Raw genomic sequence first — 18,753 nt, 5'->3', positions numbered from 1 at the left:
GTGTACGAGGGCGAAATCGCCTCCGTGCTCGTCACCGAGCAGCAGATCCAGGACAAGATCACGGAGCTGTCGGCGCAGATCGCCGCCGACTATCCGGCCAACGGGCAGGGTGAACTCCTGCTGGTGGGTGTCCTGAAGGGCGCGGTCATGTTCATGACCGACTTCGCCCGCGCGCTGCCGCTGCCGACGCAGCTGGAATTCATGGCCGTCTCTTCCTACGGCTCGGCGACCTCGTCGTCCGGTGTCGTCCGCATCCTCAAAGACCTCGACCGCGACATCGCGGGCCGCGACGTGCTGATCGTCGAGGACATCGTCGACTCCGGCCTCACGCTCTCGTGGCTGCTGAAGAACCTGGCCAGCCGCAACCCGGCCTCGCTCGAGGTGGTTTCGCTGCTGCGCAAGCCGGACGCGATCAAGGTCGACGTCCCGGTGAAGTACATCGGCTTCGACATCCCGAACGAGTTCGTCGTCGGCTACGGCCTGGACTACGCCGAGCGCTACCGGGACCTGCCCTACATCGGGACGCTGGACCCGAAGGTCTACACCGCGTAGCGCACCGGCGGAGTTCACCGACCGTTCACCGCAATTACCGGTTTCGCGGAACCCCGGCGTCGCCGATCGCGTCATACGCTCTGATCACGTGCGTTAACCTATGCGAAGACATTGGCGTGCCCGCGGTGACCGGGTCGGGGGAACGGGAGAGAGTTCTGATGGCGAACAGCAGCGCTGCCGACGCGAACGCCTTCAAGGCGGCCGCCGCGGCGGGTCAGGTCGGGATCGACCCCGACGCCGCGCAGACCGTGCTGAACAAGATCCGCACCGGCAAGGACGCCGTCGAGGCCCTGCTCGGCGGGGCGGGCACGCTCGCCCAGCCGCCGAAGCTCGGGGACAACCCGGTCGGCAACGCGATGGCGGCGAAGTTCGTGCAGCGCGCGGACGGCGGGGGCGACTCGTACGCCGCCGCCCTGCAGAACCTGCTCGACCAGTACTCCGCCGCCGAAGAGGGCATCGTCACGGCGATGTCCCGGTACCACGAGATCGACCAGGCCGCGGCCGACCCGTTCCGCAACGCCTGAGCCCAGAGGGGGACTCGAAGTCATGGCTCCGAACCACAGCGACCAGCCGTCGACCACCGCTCCGGGCGCTACCGACCCGGGCTCGCTGGTCCCGCTCGGCGACAACGCGTCGGCGCAGAACATCGTCGCGGACGCCCGCGGCCGTTCCGACGGCTTCGACATGGGCAGCGACCGCGCGATCGCGAACCCGCCGAACTGGAACGCGCAGGCCAGCCAGGAGCTCTACAACGGCGCGGTCAACAACAACGACCCCGGCACGGCCGAGGCGACCGGGCAGGCCTGGTCGCACCACGGCAGCGAGCTGAAGCAGGCCTCCGACCACCTGTACAACGCGATCTCCGAACTGGGCAACGCCTGGGTCGGCCGCGGTGCCGCGGGTGCCCAGGGCGCGCTGGTGGCCATCGCCAACTCGGGCTCGCAGGCCTCCGAGGCCGCGCACACGATGTCGGACCGGCTCGCCCGGCAGGCCGCCGCGGCCGCCGAGGTCAAGAAGATGCCGGCTCCCAAGGACTACGACCCGAAGCAGTCGATGGCGGCCGCGCTCGCGGGCGGCCCGGCGGCGCTGGTCGCCGACCAGAAGGCCCAGGCCGACGCGGCCAACGACGTCAAGGCGCAGCAGGTCGCGTTCTTCAACGCCTACACCAAGTCGATGAGCGAGGTCGACAGCTCGACCCCGAGCTTCGGCCCGGAGTCCCTCGGCATGAAGCCGACGGGGTCGCACAACTCCATCTCGTTCAACGGGATCAGCAGCGTCGGTGCCACCGGCCCGGTCCAGGGTCTCGGCGGCGCGGGCAACGCGGTCTTCGCCTCGAGCGGCTCGGGCTTCGGCGGCCACGGCGGCGCGTTCGACGCGCAGCACGCGGCGTTCGGCCCGAACGCGGCCCACGGCGGGGTCGCCGGGACCGGCGGCTTCGGCGGTCACGAAGCCGCGGCGGCGACCCTCGGCGGCGACGCGCCCGGCGGCACCGCGGCGGGAACCTCCGCCGGCACGACCACGGGCGCCGGCCAGGTCTCCGGCGCCGCGCAGTCCGGCGGCGGCAGCAACCCGCTCGGCAAGATCGGCATGGGCCTGGGGCTCGGCGGCGCCGCCGGCGGCCTCGGCGCGCTGGCCTCCCGCGCGCTGGGCAAGGGCAACCGGTCGGGCGCGAAGTCCGAGAACGAGACGTCCCTGGCGTCGGCGGACGGCCAGGCGCAGAGCGCCGCGTCGGCCCAGGCGCCGCAGCAGGGTCTCGTGTCGTCGGCGGGCACCATCGGCGGCCAGACCCCGCCGCCGCCCGGCATGGGCGGCATGGGCGGCGGGATGGCCCCGCACGGTGCTCAGGGCGAGCAGGACGAGGAGCACACGCACGCGTCGTTCCTCATCGAAGCGGACCCGGACGAGGCCTTCGGCGCCAACCAGGCGACCCCGCCGCCGGTCATCGGCGCGTGGTCCGAGGGCGACGAAGACCGCTGATTCTCATCGGGCCGGGCGCGCCACGCGCGTCCGGCCCGCTTTCTTCCCGGGTGATTCTCTTGGGGGTGGCTCGATGCCGAACGCTGAGCTGCTGACCCCGGCCGAGGTGGACTTCCTGTGGGAGTCCGCCGGGCTGGGTGAGCTGCCGTACCCGCTGCGCGTCCGCTCGCACGGCGACACCGCCGACGAGCGGTCCCTGCTGCGCCAGCGCACGCTGGAGGGGCTGGCGGCCCGGGGCCTCGCGGACGGCCGCGGTCGCCCCGAACCGCACGTCGAGGACTACTTCGGCGTGCTCGCCACCCCTGAACTGAGCTTGGACGCCGTCCAGCTGATCGCCCCGGACGCCGAGCCGCTGCTCGCGGTCGCCGGCGTGCTGGGCGGCCTGGGGCTGCTGGCCGTCCAGGACACCCGCGGCCTGCACCTGCAGCCGTGCCCGGTGGACGGCCTGGCGAGCGCGATCGTCTCCCTGCTGCCCGGCGCCCCGCGCGGCGCCGAGAAGTCCATCACCGTGCCGCTGGAGCAGCTGGTCGGCGCGCACGGCGTCGACTTCCTGCAGCGCCGCGGCGACCCCGAAGACCGCACCAGCGCCGACGACGACCGCAAGGCCCTCGCCCGGCTGCACGCCCAGCCCCGCCTGCGCGGCGGCCAGATCGCGGCCAACGCCCGCACCCGCATGGGCGCGCGCAGCCGCACCCCGGTCCTGAGCTGGTTCGACACCGAGACGGGCCGCTACTTCACCCAGGCGACCCGAGGCCACGACGGCCGCGACTGGATCACCATCGCCCCGGCCGACGCGGCGACCCTGCGCCACCGGCTCGGCGAGATGCTCGCGGGCGCGACGGCGACCAGCACGGTCTGACACCGGCGGCGCCCACCACCCAGCCCCGCGGCCGGTCCGATCGGCACCGTTCCGATCAGCACCGTGCGCCCGGCGGCGGGCCGCTCGGCAGCGACGGCCGGGTCGCCGAGGCCCGCGCAGCGGCGGCCCTGCGCCGGTTCGGCTCGTGACCGTCCGCGTGCAGCCTCGGGAGCCCGCGATTGGCTGATTCCGGACACCGGTTCGGCTCGTGACCGTCCGCGTGCAGCCTCGCGAGTCCGCGATTGGCTGATTCCGGACACCGGTTCGGCTCGTGACCGTCCGCGCGCAGCCTCGCGAGCCCGCGACCGGCTGATTCCGGACTCCGATCCCGCACCACCGCTGCCAAGCTGAGGTAGGCGCGCGAGCCATCCACCGGCCGGACCCGGGCGAGCGGCAACCAGCCGCGATCGGCGTCCAGAGCTGCGCAGCCTTCAGCGGCCGTTCGATGCCTTCGCCGGCGCTGCAGCGGCGCCGGACAGGGCGCCACGCGAGCCGCTCGCAGCCTGACCAGTCCGGCGGAGGTGGCCGGAGCGTCGGCGCCGTCGGGGTCGGCGCACGAGCCCCCGGCGCCCACCCCGCGTGCCCGCGAGTGGCTGATTCCGGACACGGTGAACACGGGTCCCACACGTTCTCTGCCAAGATCGGCTCCGGGTTCTCCGAGCGTGCCCAACCGGCAACCGGGAACGGTCCCGTTCTGTCGGTGGTGCGGGCTACGCTGAGCGAGAATCCGATCCGGGAGAGTAGTGATGCAAGAGTTCTTCTCGCCGCTGGCGTTCGACTTCCTGTGGGAGTCGGCGCGGGTCGGTGAGCTGCCTTACCCGTTGCAGGTCCGGTCGCACGGCGCGACCGAGGACGAGCGGGTCTCGCTGCGCCACCGCACCGACGTCGAGCTGAAGGCGCGCGGCATCCGCGAGCCGCGGGGCCGGCTGGCGCCACCGATCGAAGACGCGCTGGAGCTGCTGGCCTTCGCGCCCCTGACCATCGACGCCCTGCACATCCCGCAGTTCGAGGCCCCCACGGTCGGGGTGCTGGCGGCAGCCGACGACACCAAGGGCGTGCTCGCGGTCCAGGACGCCGACGGCATCTGGCTGCGGGATATCCCGAAGGACGGGCTGGTCTCCGCCGTCATCGGCGTGCTGCCCGCCGGGCCGCGCGGGACCGAGGCCTCCGTCACGCTCCCACTGGACGACGCCCTGCACACGGCCCCGATCCGGGTGCCCGTGTCCCTGCCGTCGGCCCCGGGTGAGGAAGAGGGCCGGGGCAAGCGGCGGACGCCGCTGAGCGAGCGGGTCGTCGCCGACCCGCGCGAGGCCTACGGCCGGCTCGCGGGGCAGCCCCGGATGCGCGGCGGTCAGCTGGCAGCGAACAGCCGGTCCCAGGTCGGGGCCAAGCAGCGGTCCCGGGTGCTGGCCTGGTTCGACACCGCCACCGGGCGCTACCTCAGCCTCTCCCGCGCAGGTACGGACGGTCGGGAGTGGGTCACGGTGGCCCCGGCGGACCCGGCGACACTGCGCACCCGGCTGGGCGAGATGGTGAGCAGTGTGTCGGACGGCACGCGCTAGCGTGACGAGGGTGTGGACCGAACGGGAACCAGGACGCGGTATCGCCCGTTGACCTGCGAGAGGCTCACAGGGGATGAACGCGGCAGCGGACGGTACCCTGTTGGGACGGGTGTCCAGGCACCATGGGTTGTCAAGATCGTGATGGCGGGTATCACAGGAGCCGCCCAACCAGGGAGGGTCGAGGCCACCAGGGCCGAGTCGTATGAACCGGAAGAGCGTGCTCAGGAACCCACTGCTGTGGATCGTCGCGGGGTTGCTGGCGTTGTTCGCGTACAACACGATCTTCGACAGCGATCGTGGGTACACCCAAGCACCCATCTCGGTGGCGAACTCCCAGATCACCACGAACAACGTCAAGGAAGCGAGCCTCGAGGACAAGGAGCAGCAGGTCAAACTCCTGCTGAACAAGCCTGTCGACGTCGATGGCCAGCAGACCACCCAGCTCATCGCGCAGTACCCGGCCAACGCGTCGCTTGAGATCTACGACAAGCTGCTGGCCGCGAAGAACGGCGATGGCGGGGTCAAGTTCACCACCAAGGTCACCCAGCAGGGTGTGCTGACCCAGATCCTCATCTTCGCCATCCCGCTGGCCCTCGTGCTGGGCCTGCTGATGTGGATGATGAACAACGCCCAGGGCGGCGGCAACCGCGTCCTCAACTTCGGCAAGTCCAAGGCCAAGCAGCTGAACAAGGACATGCCCAAGACGACCTTCGGGGACGTCGCGGGCGCCGACGAGGCCGTCGAAGAGCTGTACGAGATCAAGGACTTCCTGCAGAACCCGGCGCGATATCAAGCGCTCGGCGCGAAGATCCCGAAGGGCGTCCTGCTCTACGGGCCGCCCGGTACCGGCAAGACGCTGCTCGCGCGAGCTGTCGCGGGCGAAGCGGGCGTGCCGTTCTACACGATCTCGGGCTCGGACTTCGTCGAGATGTTCGTCGGTGTCGGCGCCTCCCGTGTGCGTGACCTGTTCGAACAGGCCAAGCAGAACGCGCCCTGCATCATCTTCGTGGACGAGATCGACGCGGTCGGCCGCCAGCGCGGCGCCGGCCTCGGCGGCGGCCACGACGAGCGCGAGCAGACGCTGAACCAGCTGCTCGTCGAGATGGACGGCTTCGACGCCCGCGGCGGCATCATCCTGATCGCGGCCACCAACCGGCCCGACATCCTCGACCCCGCGCTGCTGCGCCCGGGCCGCTTCGACCGGCAGATCCCGGTCTCCGCGCCCGACATGCGGGGCCGTCGCGCGATCCTCGAGGTGCACTCCAAGGGCAAGCCGATCGCGCAGGGCACCGACATGGGCAGCCTGGCCAAGCGGACCGTCGGCATGTCCGGCGCCGACCTGGCGAACGTGCTGAACGAGGCCGCGCTGCTCACCGCCCGCAAGAACGGGCACGTGATCAGCGACGTCGAGCTCGAGGAGTCCGTCGACCGCGTCGTCGGTGGCCCAGCCCGCAAGAGCCGGATCATCTCCGAGAAGGAGAAGAAGATCACGGCCTACCACGAGGGCGGGCACGCGCTCGCCGCGTGGGCGATGCCGGACATCGAACCGGTCTACAAGCTGACCATCCTGCCGCGCGGCCGCACGGGCGGGCACGCGCTGCTCGTCCCGGAGGACGACAAGGACCTGATGACCCGCTCCGAGATGATCGGGCGGCTGGTCTTCGCGATGGGTGGCCGCACGGCGGAGGAGCTCGTCTTCCACGAGCCCACCACCGGCGCGTCCTCGGACATCGAGCAGGCGACGAAGATCGCCCGCGCGATGGTCACCGAGTACGGCATGAGCGCTCGCCTGGGCGCGGTCAAGTACGGCCAGGAGCAGGGTGACCCGTTCCTGGGCCGCTCGGCCGGCCGGCAGGCGGACTACTCGCTCGAGGTGGCGCACGAGATCGACGAGGAGGTGCGCAAGCTCATCGAGACCGCGCACACCGAGGCGTGGCACGTGCTCAACACCTACCGCGACGTGCTCGACGAGCTGGTCATCGAACTCCTCGAGAAGGAGACGCTGACCCGCAAGGACCTCGAGCGGATCTTCGCGACGGTCGAGAAGCGCCCGCACATCACCGTGTTCAACGAGTTCGGTGAGCGGACGCCGTCCGACAAGCCGCCCATCAAGACCCCGGGCGAGCTGGCGATCGAGCGCGGCGAGCCGTGGCCCCCGCCGGAGAAGGAGAAGCCGGTCCTGAAGCCGGAGCCGACCCCGGTCGGCACCGCCCAGGGCGCGGGTGACCTGCCCGGTGGCCCGCCGTACCCGGCCTCGGCGCCGGACCCGAACGCCAACCCGTACGCCCCGCCGCAGCCGGGCTCCTACCCGAACGGCGGTCGGCCCAACGGCGGCCCGAACGGCACGTCGCACTGGCCGCAGAACTACGGCGCCCAGCCCGGCGGCGGCTACCAGGGCGGCCCGGCGGGCCAGAGCGGCCCGCCGAACTACGGTGCCCCTCCGGGCTGGACCCCCGCGACGTCCCCCGGCGGCCAGCCGGGCCAGTCGTGGCGTCCCGGTGGCGAAGAACGCTCTCGCGAGCACGGCTGGTTCGCCGACCAAGCGGGCGGCGGCAACCAGCAGAGCGAGGGGGAGCGTCGTGACGTGGATGGACCAGAAAAGCCCCAGTGACGCCGGCCGCCCGGTCTTCGACCAAGACCGGGCGGAGAAGGCGATCCACGAGCTTTTGCTGGCCTGCGGCGAAAACCCGGACCGGGACGGCCTGAAGGACACCCCGGCCCGGGTCGCCCGCGCGTACAAGGAGATGTTCGCCGGCCTGTACACCGAGCCCGACTCGGTGCTGGACAAGACGTTCGACGAGTCCCACGAAGAACTGGTGCTCGTCACGGACATCCCGATGTACAGCCAATGCGAACACCACCTGGTGCCCTTCCACGGCGTCGCGCACGTCGGGTACATCCCGAACGCGGGCGGCAAAGTCACCGGGCTCTCCAAACTCGCCCGGCTCGTAGACCTCTACGCCAAGCGCCCGCAGGTCCAGGAACGCCTGACCTCGCAGGTCGCCGACGCTCTGGTCCGCAAGCTCGAGCCGCGGGGCGTCATCGTCGTGATCGAGGCCGAGCACCTCTGCATGGCCATGCGCGGCATCCGGAAGCCCGGCGCGCGCACGACCACCTCGGCCGTGCGGGGGCTGCTCAAGACCTCCGCTTCGTCACGGGCGGAGGCGCTCGACCTCATCAAGGCGCGTCGGTGAGCAGGAACCTGCCCGCGCCCGGGCGGTGTGTCGTGATGGGCGTGCTGAACGTGACGCCGGATTCCTTTTCGGACGGTGGCCGCTACCTCGACGTCGATCAGGCGCTGGAGCACGCCCGGGCGATGTGGACCCGGGGTGCCGACCTGGTCGACGTCGGCGGGGAGTCGACGCGGCCCGGGGCGCTGCGGGTGGACGCCGAGACCGAGCTGGCGCGGGTGCTGCCCGTGATCCGGGCGCTCGCCGGTGAGGGTGTCGCGGTTTCGGTCGACACCACGCGGGCCGCGGTTGCCGCCGCGGCGCTCGAGGCCGGGGCGCACGTCGTCAACGACGTCTCGGGTGGGCTGGCCGATCCGGACATGGCGCGGGTCGTGGCCGAGTCCGGGGCACCGTGGGTGCTGATGCACTGGCGGGGCCACAGCGAGGACATGCAGGCCCTCGCGAAATACGAAGACGTCGTCGCCGAAGTCCGGTCCGAGCTGCTGTCCCGGGTGGACGACGCGCTCGCGGCCGGGGTGGCCGAGAGCGCGATCGTGCTGGATCCCGGGCTCGGCTTCGCGAAGAACGCCGAGCACGACTGGGCGTTGCTGCGGGGGCTGGACTCGCTGCTCTCGTTGGGTTTCCCGGTGCTCGTCGGCGCTTCGCGCAAACGGTTCCTCGGCCGGCTGCTGTCCGAAAAGGACGGTACGCCGCGGCCACCGGACGGCCGGGAGGACGCGACCGCCGCCGTTTCGGCGCTGGCCGCGGCCGCCGGAGCCTGGGGTGTGCGGGTGCACGAGGTCGGGGCGTCGTTGGACGCGGTCACCGTGGCCGCGGCGTGGTGGAAGGGTTCTCCGGATGTCTGACCGGATCACGTTGACCGGCTTGCGCGTGTTCGGCCACCACGGTGTGTTCGAGCACGAGAAGCGGGACGGCCAGGAGTTCGTCATCGACATCACGGTGTGGCTCGACCTCGGGCCGGCCGCCGCGTCGGACGACCTGACCAAGACCCTGCACTACGGCGAGCTGGCGGAGCTGGCCGCCGGGATCGTCGCCGGGGAGCCGTACGACCTGATCGAGAAGGTCGCCGGCACGATCGCCGACGCGGTCATGCGCGACGAGCGGCCGGCCGCGGTCGAGGTGACCGTCCACAAACCGTCGGCGCCGATCCCTCTGACCTTCGACGACGTCGCCGTCACGGTCCGGCGCGACCGATGAGCCGGGCGGTCCTCTCGCTCGGGTCCAACCTCGGCGACCGGCTCGGCTTCCTGCGGCTCGCGCTGGACGCCGTCCGGCCCGCGCTGGTCGCGGTGTCGAGTGTGTACGAGACCAAGGCCTGGGGCGTCGAGGACCAGCCGGACTTCCTCAACGTCGTCTGCGTCGTCGACGACCCGGGCCGTGACCACTGGGCGTGGCTGCGCACCGGCCAGGCCGCCGAGCAGGCGGCCGGGCGGGTGCGCGAGCTGCGGTGGGGGCCGCGGACGCTGGACGTCGACGTCGTCACGGTGGACGGTGTCACCTCCGCGGACCCGGAGCTGCTGCTGCCGCACCCGGGCACGCCGGAGCGGGCGAGCGTGCTGGTCCCGTGGCTGGAGATCGAGCCGGACGCGGTCCTGCCCGGCCACGGCTCGCTGGCCACGCTGCTGGCCGCGCGGCCGGCGTCGGACGTCGAGTCGGTCCGCCGGACCGATCTCGACTTGCAGGCATAAAAGATCGGTGAACCGGAGGTGTCCGTTACCGGCCACCCCCGGTTCGTCGCCGAACTGCGGTCCTCGTGCGGTCAGCCGCGCAGCGCGGCGATCATGAACCGCACCGCGGGCTGGGCCGTCGGGACCGGCGGCCAGCCGTTGATGGTCGCCAGCAGCTGCCAGTAGCGCTCGGCCCGCGGGTCGCCGCTCGCGGCGAAGCGGTCCGCCATCTCGGCGCGGAACCCCGGGGCCGCCGGGTCCTGGCCGGCGCGGGCGGTGGCCGTCGCGATGTCGGCCGCAAGCGTTTGCCCCGTCTCCGACGTCGGTGCCTCCCCGGCCGCCAGCGCCGCTTCGGCGCGCGAAACCCAGCTCGGCCAGTGCTGCTGCCAGGCGTCGGCGGGCGGGTGGAACTCCCCGTCCGCGATCTGCCGGGCCTGCGTTTCGCTCATCGCGCGGATCAAGGTCCGGAACGCCGGGTCCTGGACGAGCTCGGCGAACTCGATCCAGGCCTCCAGCTGCTCGGGCGACGGGTCGTCCGGCAGCTCGGGCTTCCCGGCGCGCATCCGCGCGTAGAACTGCGGATCGATCTCCAGCCCCGAGACCATCTCGTCCCAGAACTCGTCGACCAGCCGCTTGCGCTCCTCGTCGGACATCGACGCGAGACGGTTCATCAGGTTCACTTCCTCCAGCTCGGAATCACGCTTGGCCACCGCGCGCAGCACCGCCCGGCGCAGCCGCAGCCGCCGGATCTGCTCGTCGAGCGCCTCGACGTGCCGGTTCGCCAGCTCGCCGACCGTCGTGGAACGCGACAGGGCGGCTTCGACGTCGGCGAGCCCGAGGCCGAGCTCGCGCAGGGTGCGGACCAGCTCCAGCCGGGCCATGGCCGTGGCGTCGTAGAGCCGGTAGCCGGCGTCCGTCCGGTCGGTCGGGGGCAGCAGGCCCTCGTCCGAGTAGAACCGGATGGTCTTGACCGGCAGGCCCGTGCGCCTGGCCAGCTCGCCGATGGTGAAGATCGCGGTGGTACCCACAAGACGCATGGTGATGTCTCCAGTCGGTGGAGAGTCAAGGCTATGCGCGGGTCCGGGTGCGCGGAGGCGAGCCCCGGTACGGTTGGGACATGCACTTCACCCGGCCCCGGGACCTGGTGGTGGCCGGGGTACTCGGCCTGGTCCTCGGCTATCTGCTCTTCCAGGCGGCCTACGGCTCGCTGCCCCAGCTGCCGACGCTCGCCGGCGTCACGTTCGCGGTGCTCGCCGTGATCGAGGCCGTGCTCGCATTCGTCGTTCGGTCCCGGATCAAGGGCGGCCGCGTCGTTGCCGCGATCGGGATCGCCCGATCGGTGGCCTTGGCGAAGGCTTCGTCACTCGCCGGCGCGTTCATGACGGGTGCTTGGCTGGCGGCGTTCGCCTACCTTTTTCCCCGACGTGACGAACTCGTCGCCGCGGTTCTCGACACCCGGGCCGCGGTGGTCGGCGTGGTTTCCGCGGCACTGCTGGTAGCAGCGGGTTTGTGGCTCGAACACTGCTGCCGGACCCCCCGCGACCAAGAGCGGGAGCGGACCCGCGGGACGACCGGTTAGCGCGCGAATCCCACCGCTCGCTGGACCGAGTAGGTCTCGTTCGGATTACGAGCAGGTACGGTGTCAGTCATGACCGGCGTGGGTGACGACTCGCGCGGCCGCCTTCTGGGTAGGCCGTGGCTTGTTGTCGGATTCGTCCTCGCCATCGGAGCCACCCTCGCACTGGTGCTCAGCAACGATCTCAAGTACCTCAGACTCGGGATCGTCGCCGCCCTCTGGGCTGCCCTGATCGGCGCGTTCCTCGCCGTGAAGTACCGCAAGCACGCGGCACAGAGCGAGGACGCGGTCTCCGAGGCGCAGGCTGTGTACGAGTTGGAGCTGGAACGCGAGATCGCGGCCCGGCGGGAGTACGAACTGGAGGTGGAGGCGGAGAACCGCACGGCGTCCGACTCCCGCGGCCGCGAGGAGCTGGAGGCGCTGCGCGTCGAAGTCTCCGCGCTGCGCGACAGCCTCCAGTCGCTGTTCGGCGGTGAGGTGCTGCTCGAACGCGTCGCGCTGACCGCGCAGGCGACTCGCATGCGCAAGCTGTCCGACGACAACCGGATGATCCCCGACGGCGCGCCGAAGAAGCGGCCGGCCCAGCTGATGGCCGCGAAGAAGCCGATGCCCGAAGGCGGCGAACGGCCGACCGAGCTGATCGACCGCGTGCTCGACGAGCGCCGCCGCAAGGCGTCGAACGGCAAGCCCGCGAACGGCAAGGGCCCCGGCGGCAAGGGCAAGGGTTTCGGCGGCGGCAAGCCCGCCAACGTCAACGCGCAGAGCACCCAGCAGATCGCCCGGCCGAAGCCGCTGAGCGAACGCCGTCCGCCCGTGCCCGAGGTCGACCCGGCGCTGAACGCCGCGCAGCGCGAGCTGAAGGCCGCCGAGCTGCGTGCCGAAGCGGCCCGCCGCCAGGCCGAATCGCAGCCGATGCGCCTCCCGGACCCGGCCGAGGTCGCGAAGCAGCCCGAGCGCCGTCCCGAAGCCCCCGCCGAGCCGACGCGCCGCGATGTGGCGCGGCCCGCCGACCCCAAGACCGAGATCCGCCGCCCGGACCCGAAGACGGAGATCCGCCGTCCCGAGCCGCCGCCCGCGCGCCGCGCGGAGATCTCGCGCTCGGAGATGCGTCCCGTCGAGATGTCGCGCCCCGACATCCCCCGGGTGGAGATGTCGCGTCCGGACATCCCGCGTGTCGAGATGTCGCGTCCCGACCTGCCCCGCGTCGAGCGCCAGCGGCCCGTCGAGCGGCCCGCTGAGCGGTCGCGCCAGGAGATGCGGCCCGCCGAGATGTCGCGCCCCGACATCCCGCGTGTCGAGATGTCCCGCTCGGACCTGCCCCGCGTCCCCCAGCCGAACGGTGCCCGCCCCGACCCGCGGAAGGCTCCCGAGCCGCCCGCGCGCCCGCCGCAGGGCCGTCCGGCGGCCAGCGTGCCGCCGCCGAAGCCGTCCGAGATGTCGCGGTCGGACATCCGGCCGGTCGAGCGCCCGGTGGCCGACCTGAGCGCGGCGTTCCAGAACCGCGACGACTTCGCCGAGCGGCAGCGGCCCAACCGGCCGAAGCCGCCGGAGCCGAAGCCCGCCGACCGCAAGCCGCCGATGCCGCGGGACGCCGCGGGATCGCGCACCGACCTGCCGCCCGTGTCACGGCGGGACCCGTCCGGCTCGCGGACCGACCTGCCGGCCGTGCCGCGCCGCGACCCCGCCGGGTCGCGGACCGATCTGCCGGCCGTGTCACGGCGGGACCCGTCCGGTTCGCGGACCGATCTCCCGGTCGTCCCGATGACGATGCCGGTGCCGAGCGCCGGCCCGCCGTCGCGGACCAACCTGCCGCCGGTCGTGCCGCCGACCACGCCGGTGCCGGCCGCCGACGGCCGCCGTCCGTCGCGCCTCGAGCAGTTCTCGCGGGCCGACATGTCGCCGATCCTCGACGAGCCGCCGTCCCGGCACGGTTCGCACCGCGCCCCCGCGGACGCCGCGCAGGCCGACGCGCCGGTGAACCCGACGCTGCCGGAGTCGGTGCGCAACTTCCAGGGCCGCCCCGCCGGCGGCCGGCGCCGGAAGCCGGACGACTCGCAGGTGATGCCCGCCGTGGCCCCGCCGCCGCCCGAGCCCTCGGGTGGCCGTCGCCGTCGTCCGGACGGCGAACCTCCGGCCTGGGAAGGCATGGTCGCCGAGCGGGCGTCCATGTCGCGGCGCAACATGACGCCGGTCGACCCGGCCGAACTCGAGCGCAACGGCAACGGGCACCACGGCAACGGCCAGAACGGGCACAGCAACGGCAACGGCCAGAGCAACGGCAACGGTCAGGCCAACGGCAACGGCCGTCGCTCCGGTGAGACGCCGGGCAGCGGGTCCCACAACACCGGCCGGTCGGTCAGCGAGCTGCTGGCGGCGAACGGCGGCACCGGCTCGACGCCGCGCCGCAGGCGGCGCGCCGAGGACTGAGGTCTTGCCCGGAGCGCGCGGCCGGGCGAGGGCCGACCTGGCCGCGCCCGGCGTCACCCGGGGTTCGCATTCCGGTCCGTGTCCGGTCTGCGTAGGGTGACCGGCTGTGAGCGGAACCCTCTCGCCCGCGACGGGACTCGATCGCGGACGGCGGCCTCGACGGATCACCGTGCTGCTGCCGGTGCTCGGGCTGATCGTCGTCGCCCTGTGCGGCCTGTTCCTGTTCGGCCTGGCGACGGCCCGGGTCGGCCCGCTGGCCGTCACCATCGGTGTCCTGGCCGCCCTGGTGCCGGTCGCCGGGGTGGTGGCGGGCTTCCTGTGGGTCGACCGCTGGGAGCCCGAGCCGGCGAAGTTCCTGCTGCTCGCGTTCGCCTGGGGCGCCTGCATCGCGACGATCACCGCGCTGCTCATCAACACCACCGCGGAAGCGGTCGGTGACGAGCTGCTCGGCAAGGGCAGCGGCAACACCGTCGCCGCGCTGGTGTCCGCGCCCGTGGTCGAGGAAGCCGCGAAGGCGCTCTTCGTGGTCCTCATCCTGTGGCGCCGTCGCAGCGAGTTCGACGGCGTCGTGGACGGCGTCGTCTACGCCGGGTTCAGCGCGGCCGGGTTCGCGTTCACCGAGAACATCTACTACTTCGGTCGTGCTTTTTACGACTACGGCTTCGGCGACGGGCACAGCCCGGGCGTCATCACGGCGTTCTTCCTGCGCGGTGTCCTCGCGCCGTTCACGCACCCGCTGTTCGCGGTGCTCACCGGCATCGGGATCGGCATCGCCGCCCGGACGACGACCAAGGCGCTGCGGATCATCGCGCCGGTCGCCGGTTACCTGGCCGCGGTCTGCCTGCACGCGCTGTGGAACAGCGCCGCGCTGCTCGGCGGGTCGAAGTTCCTGACCGTGTACTTCCTGATCATGCTGCCGTTGTTCCTGGGCGTGGTCTACCTGGTCGTCCTGCAGCGCCGCCGGGAGCAGCGGATCATCGAAGCCGCTCTGCCGCACATGGCCGCGGCGCGGTGGATCGCGCCGTCGGAGGTCGAGCTGCTGGCCAGCCTGCCCGGCCGCCGCGCCTGGCGCCGCCAGGCGAAACGCCAGTCGGGCAAGCAGGCCGCCAAAGCCGTCGCCGTGTACCAGGCGAGCGTCACCGAGCTCGCGTTCCTGGACCGGCAGGAGATCCACACCGGCACCGACCGGCAGCGTCAGCAGGAGCTGCTGCGCACGCTGAAGGCGGCCCGGGCGGAAGCCACCCGGCTCGCCCGGGAAGCGCCGCACGGGTGAACCGGTCCGGGTGAAGCTTGTCACCCGGGCTCAACGGTCCGCGCTCAGCCGAGTTAGTCTCGCGCCGTCGTCCGGTACCCGGAGCGGGACTGGAACGAGAGCAGAGGGAGTCTGCGAACCATGAGCGTCCACAGGCGCACGCCATGATGCGACCCGCTCGCCTCGCGGTCGGGGTCGTTTCCGCCGGCCGGGTGGGCAGTGTGCTCGGTGCCGCCCTGGCCCGGGCGGGACACACGGTGGTCGCCGCGTCCGGCCTGTCCGCCGCGTCGCTGGCCCGCGCCGAACGCCTCCTCCCCGACGTGCCCCTCCTGCCGCCCGACGAAACCGTCCGCCGGGCGGACCTGGTGCTGCTCGCCCTCCCCGACGACGCGCTGGCCGGCATGGTCCGCGGCCTGGTCGCCACGGAGTCGCTGCGGCCGGGCCAGATCGTCGTGCACACGTCCGGCGCGCAGGGCATCGACGTCCTGGCGCCCGCGGCCGAGGCCGGGGCGCTCCCGCTGGCGCTGCACCCGGTGATGACGTTCACCGGCCGCGAGGAGGACCTCGAACGGCTGGCGGCGTGCAGCATCGGCGTCACAGCGGCGGCCGACGACGAAGCGGCGTGGAACGTCGGCGAGGCGCTGGCCGTCGAGATGGGCGCGGAGCCGGTGCGCATCCCCGACTCCGCGCGAGCGCTCTACCACGCTGCGTTGACCCACGGCGCGAACCACCTGATGACGCTGGTCGCGGACTGCGCGGAAGTCTTGCGCGAAGCGGGAATCGGGCATTCCGAGCGCCTGGTCGCACCACTGCTTTCGGCCGCGTTGGATAATGTTCTCCGACACGGCGACCGCGCGCTCACCGGCCCGGTCGCCCGTGGCGACATCGGCACCGTCCGCAAGCACCTCGAGGTGCTGGGGGACCGGGCGCCGGACGTCGCACCGGCCTACCGCGCGCTGGCCAAGCGCACGGCGGAGCGTTCCGTGGCCGCCGGGCTGCTCGACACCGCGGCCGCCAAGGAACTCACCGACCTCCTCGACGATCCCGCCGAAGGGCATCCAGACCAGTGACCACACCGAAATTCAGTCGCGGCACCCTGAACACCTTCGCCTCGCCCGAGCAGATGAGCCAGGTCAGCCGGGCCCTGCACGGCGTCGGGCGCAAGCTGGCGCTCGTGCCGACCATGGGCGCGCTGCACGCCGGGCACCGCGAGCTGATCCGCCGCGCGAAGCGGCTGCCGAACAACGTCGTGGCCACCTCGATCTTCGTGAACCCGCTGCAGTTCGGCGAGGGCGAGGACTTCGAGGCCTACCCGCGTCCGCTGGAGGCCGACCTGGCCGTGCTGGGCGAGGACGGCGTCGAAATCGCCTTCACCCCGGCCGCCGACGCGCTGTACGCCGAGGGCGCCGCGGTCACCGTGCACCCCGGTCCGCTCGGCGACGAGCTCGAAGGCCTCGTCCGGCCCGGCCACTTCGCCGGCGTGCTGACCGTCGTGGCGAAGCTGTTCAACCTGCTCCGTCCGGACTACGCGCTCTTCGGCGAAAAGGACTACCAGCAACTGGTCCTGATCAAGCGGATGGTGCGCGACCTGAACATCGGCACGCACGTGATCGGCGTGCCGACCGTGCGCGAACGCGACGGTCTCGCCCTGTCGTCGCGCAACGTCTACCTCACGCCTGAGCAGCGTGAAGACGCCATCGTCCTGTCGGCCGCCCTCACCGCGGGGGCGTTCGTCGGCCGGGACGGGGCGGACGCGGTCCTCGAGACCGCGTGGAAGACCCTCGCCGCGCGGCCCGCGGTCGAGGTGGATTACCTGGAGTTGAGGGGAACCGACCTCGGGCCCGCGCCCGTCGATGGTGAAGCACGACTGTTGATCGCGGCCCGGGTGGGGAGTACCCGGCTGATCGACAACGTCCCGGTGTTGCTCGGCGCTGCGGTGGAACACCCGGCGCACCCGGAGCGGCTGGACGCAGGGGAATAGGAGTCCACGATGTACCGCACCATGCTCAAGTCGAAGATCCACCGGGTCACCGTCACCCAGGCCGACCTGCACTACGTCGGCTCGGTCACCGTCGACGAGGACCTGATGGAGGCCGCGGACCTGCTGCCGGGGGAACAGGTGTCCATTGTGGACGTCACCAACGGGGCGCGGCTGGAGACCTACGTCATCAAGGGGGAACGCGGCAGCGGGGTGCTCGGCATCAACGGCGCCGCGGCCCACCTGGTGCACCCGGGTGACCTGGTCATCCTGATCTCGTACGGCCAGATGGAAGACGCCGAGGCCGCGAGGTACGAACCGCGCGTGGTGTTCGTCGACGCGGACAACCGGATCGTCCACCGGCACGCCGATCCCGGCCACGCGCCGGAGGGCTCCGGGCTGCTCAGCGGCACGGTGACCCTGCCGGAGGAGGAGACGGCGATCTTCCCGGTGGCCGAGACGGCGGACGCCCGCCGGCTCGACGCGTTGCTGCACGCGGAAAGCTGACCCGCTTGCTGCTCACCGTGGACGTCGGCAACACGAACATCGTGCTGGGGCTGTATTCCGGCACCGAGCTCGTGGGCGACTGGCGCATGCGCACCGACGCGCGGATGACCGCCGACGAGCTCGCGCTGACCGTGCGCGGGCTCCTCGGCCCGCACACCGGCGACGTCACGGGGATCAGTGCGTTGTCGACGGTGCCGGCGGTGCTGCGGGAGCTGCGGGTGATGCTTTCCCGCTACTACGCGAAAGTGCCGAAGATCGTCGTCGAGCCGGGGGTGCGCACGGGCGTCGCCCTGCTGGTCGACAACCCGAAGGAGGTGGGCGCGGACCGGCTGGTGAACACGCTGGCCGCGCACCACCTCCACGACACGGCGTGCGTCGTGGTCGACTTCGGCACGTCGACCAACGTGGACGCGATCTCGGCGCGCGGCGAGTTCCTGGGCGGCGCGTTCGCCCCCGGCATCGAGATCTCGGTCGACGCGCTGGCCGCGCGGGCGGCGGCCCTGCGGAAGGTCGAGCTGGTGCCGCCGCGGTCGGTGATCGGCAAGAACACGGTGGAGTGCCTGCAGTCGGGCATCCTCTACGGCTTCGCCGGCCAGGTGGACGGCCTGGTGCGCCGGATCGTCCGCGAGCTGTCCCCCGGCGGCCGGGAACCGGTGGCGGTGCTCGCCACCGGTGGCCTGGCGCCCCTGGTGATCAGCGAGTCGGAGACGATCACCGACCACGTCCCGGACCTGACCCTGCTCGGCCTGCGGCTGGTCTACGAGCGCAACATCCGCCCTTAGCCGCGCGCCAGGCGGCGGCGTTCGAGAACGTAACCCAGCGCCGTCACGGCCAGCGCCGGCAACGCCACCACCGCCTGCGGGAACTTCGCCGTCCCCGGCGGGTCGACGGCCTTCGAGCCCGGGTAGGCGAGCGCGGAGATCTGCGTCAGCCAGTACAGCGACGCCAGGGTCGCGCCGGCGTCGAGCCCCTCCCGGGACGAAGGCGCCCGCCAGAGCTGCCACAGGCTCGTGGCGCCGAGCGCGAGCCCGAGGCTCATCGTCTGGCCGTTGTGGAACTTCGCGTGCGGCGGCCAGGCGGGGTTCTTCACGTGGGTCTCGTTCCAGTCGGCCCGGTAGGGACCGACCGCGGTCACGAGCGACGTCAGGGAAATCAGTGCCCGGCCCCAGGATGTGGTGCGCATGTGTCCAGTCTGGAACCTCCAG

General features: G+C 72.2%; 19 protein-coding genes. 17 read left to right on the top strand and 2 right to left on the bottom strand.

Going from position 1 to position 18,753, the window contains the following annotated elements; all coding sequences use genetic code 11:
- From hpt to folK, 10 genes are all read left to right on the top strand, one after another.
- A complete protein-coding gene (hpt, locus tag OHS18_RS27495) occupies nt 1-552 on the top strand; it encodes a hypoxanthine phosphoribosyltransferase (protein WP_328447786.1) in 552 nt (183 codons plus the stop codon).
- Nucleotides 553-710: 158 nt separating this feature from the next.
- Nucleotides 711-1,076 carry a hypothetical protein gene (locus OHS18_RS27490; protein ID WP_328447788.1) on the top strand — a complete coding sequence of 122 codons (366 nt, stop codon included), beginning with the start codon at nt 711-713 and terminating at the stop codon, nt 1,074-1,076.
- A gap of 22 nt (nt 1,077-1,098) precedes the next feature.
- A complete protein-coding gene (locus OHS18_RS27485) occupies nt 1,099-2,529 on the top strand; it encodes a hypothetical protein (RefSeq protein ID WP_328612873.1) in 1,431 nt (476 codons plus the stop codon).
- A gap of 73 nt (nt 2,530-2,602) precedes the next feature.
- The gene (locus OHS18_RS27480; RefSeq protein WP_328447791.1) at nt 2,603-3,388 is read left to right on the top strand and encodes an ESX secretion-associated protein EspG; all 786 of its coding nucleotides are present in this window, start codon (nt 2,603-2,605) and stop codon (nt 3,386-3,388) included.
- 743 nt (nt 3,389-4,131) lie between these two features.
- Nucleotides 4,132-4,950, top strand: coding sequence for an ESX secretion-associated protein EspG (locus tag OHS18_RS27475; protein ID WP_328612872.1), 819 nt, complete (start codon nt 4,132-4,134; stop codon nt 4,948-4,950).
- Nucleotides 4,951-5,152: 202 nt separating this feature from the next.
- The gene (gene ftsH, locus OHS18_RS27470; RefSeq protein WP_328447793.1) at nt 5,153-7,561 is read left to right on the top strand and encodes an ATP-dependent zinc metalloprotease FtsH; all 2,409 of its coding nucleotides are present in this window, start codon (nt 5,153-5,155) and stop codon (nt 7,559-7,561) included.
- Nucleotides 7,539-8,144, top strand: a complete 606-nt coding sequence (folE, locus tag OHS18_RS27465) for a GTP cyclohydrolase I FolE (protein ID WP_328447795.1) — start codon at nt 7,539-7,541, stop codon at nt 8,142-8,144. The genes ftsH and folE overlap by 23 nt, the downstream gene beginning before the upstream one ends.
- A gap of 35 nt (nt 8,145-8,179) precedes the next feature.
- Nucleotides 8,180-8,986: a dihydropteroate synthase gene (gene folP, locus OHS18_RS27460; protein WP_328618588.1), complete on the top strand. Its 807-nt coding sequence runs from the start codon at nt 8,180-8,182 to the stop codon at nt 8,984-8,986.
- Nucleotides 8,979-9,338: a dihydroneopterin aldolase gene (gene folB / locus OHS18_RS27455; protein WP_328447797.1), complete on the top strand. Its 360-nt coding sequence runs from the start codon at nt 8,979-8,981 to the stop codon at nt 9,336-9,338. The genes folP and folB overlap by 8 nt, the downstream gene beginning before the upstream one ends.
- On the top strand, nt 9,335-9,829 hold the full coding sequence (gene folK, locus OHS18_RS27450) for a 2-amino-4-hydroxy-6-hydroxymethyldihydropteridine diphosphokinase (RefSeq protein WP_328612871.1): 495 nt from the start codon (nt 9,335-9,337) through the stop codon (nt 9,827-9,829). The genes folB and folK overlap by 4 nt, the downstream gene beginning before the upstream one ends.
- A 71-nt stretch (nt 9,830-9,900) precedes the next feature.
- Here folK and OHS18_RS27445 read toward each other — a convergent pair whose 3' ends face one another.
- Nucleotides 9,901-10,836: a helix-turn-helix domain-containing protein gene (locus OHS18_RS27445; RefSeq protein ID WP_328618587.1), complete on the bottom strand. Its 936-nt coding sequence runs from the start codon at nt 10,834-10,836 to the stop codon at nt 9,901-9,903.
- A gap of 89 nt (nt 10,837-10,925) precedes the next feature.
- On the opposite strand from OHS18_RS27445, the gene OHS18_RS27440 reads away from it, so the two are divergent.
- From OHS18_RS27440 to OHS18_RS27410, 7 genes are all read left to right on the top strand, one after another.
- Nucleotides 10,926-11,387, top strand: coding sequence for a DUF3180 domain-containing protein (locus OHS18_RS27440; protein ID WP_328447800.1), 462 nt, complete (start codon nt 10,926-10,928; stop codon nt 11,385-11,387).
- A 69-nt stretch (nt 11,388-11,456) separates the two neighbouring features.
- Nucleotides 11,457-13,811 (top strand): DUF6779 domain-containing protein, encoded by a 2,355-nt coding sequence (locus tag OHS18_RS27435; RefSeq protein ID WP_442875279.1) that lies wholly within the window; start codon nt 11,457-11,459, stop codon nt 13,809-13,811.
- A 169-nt stretch (nt 13,812-13,980) separates the two neighbouring features.
- Entirely contained in the window at nt 13,981-15,084 is a 1,104-nt protein-coding gene (locus OHS18_RS27430) for a PrsW family intramembrane metalloprotease (RefSeq protein WP_328618586.1), read from the top strand.
- Between the two features lie 89 nt (nt 15,085-15,173).
- Nucleotides 15,174-16,133 carry a Rossmann-like and DUF2520 domain-containing protein gene (locus OHS18_RS27425; RefSeq protein ID WP_442874525.1) on the top strand — a complete coding sequence of 320 codons (960 nt, stop codon included), beginning with the start codon at nt 15,174-15,176 and terminating at the stop codon, nt 16,131-16,133.
- Complete coding sequence (gene panC, locus OHS18_RS27420) at nt 16,130-17,044, top strand: pantoate--beta-alanine ligase (RefSeq protein ID WP_328447806.1); 915 nt, start codon at nt 16,130-16,132, stop codon at nt 17,042-17,044. The genes OHS18_RS27425 and panC overlap by 4 nt, the downstream gene beginning before the upstream one ends.
- A 9-nt stretch (nt 17,045-17,053) precedes the next feature.
- Nucleotides 17,054-17,548 carry an aspartate 1-decarboxylase gene (gene panD, locus OHS18_RS27415; RefSeq protein ID WP_328447808.1) on the top strand — a complete coding sequence of 165 codons (495 nt, stop codon included), beginning with the start codon at nt 17,054-17,056 and terminating at the stop codon, nt 17,546-17,548.
- Between the two features lie 5 nt (nt 17,549-17,553).
- Nucleotides 17,554-18,330, top strand: coding sequence for a type III pantothenate kinase (locus tag OHS18_RS27410; RefSeq protein WP_328612869.1), 777 nt, complete (start codon nt 17,554-17,556; stop codon nt 18,328-18,330).
- On the opposite strand, the gene OHS18_RS27405 is transcribed toward OHS18_RS27410, so the two are convergent.
- Entirely contained in the window at nt 18,327-18,731 is a 405-nt protein-coding gene (locus OHS18_RS27405; RefSeq protein ID WP_328447810.1) for a DUF6640 family protein, read from the bottom strand. The genes OHS18_RS27410 and OHS18_RS27405 overlap by 4 nt on opposite strands.
- Nucleotides 18,732-18,753: the final 22 nt, after the last annotated feature.

This window comes from Amycolatopsis sp. NBC_00355 (genome assembly GCF_036104975.1).
Classification (GTDB): domain Bacteria; phylum Actinomycetota; class Actinomycetes; order Mycobacteriales; family Pseudonocardiaceae; genus Amycolatopsis.
This window is presented reverse-complemented; position numbering and strand designations above follow the sequence as displayed.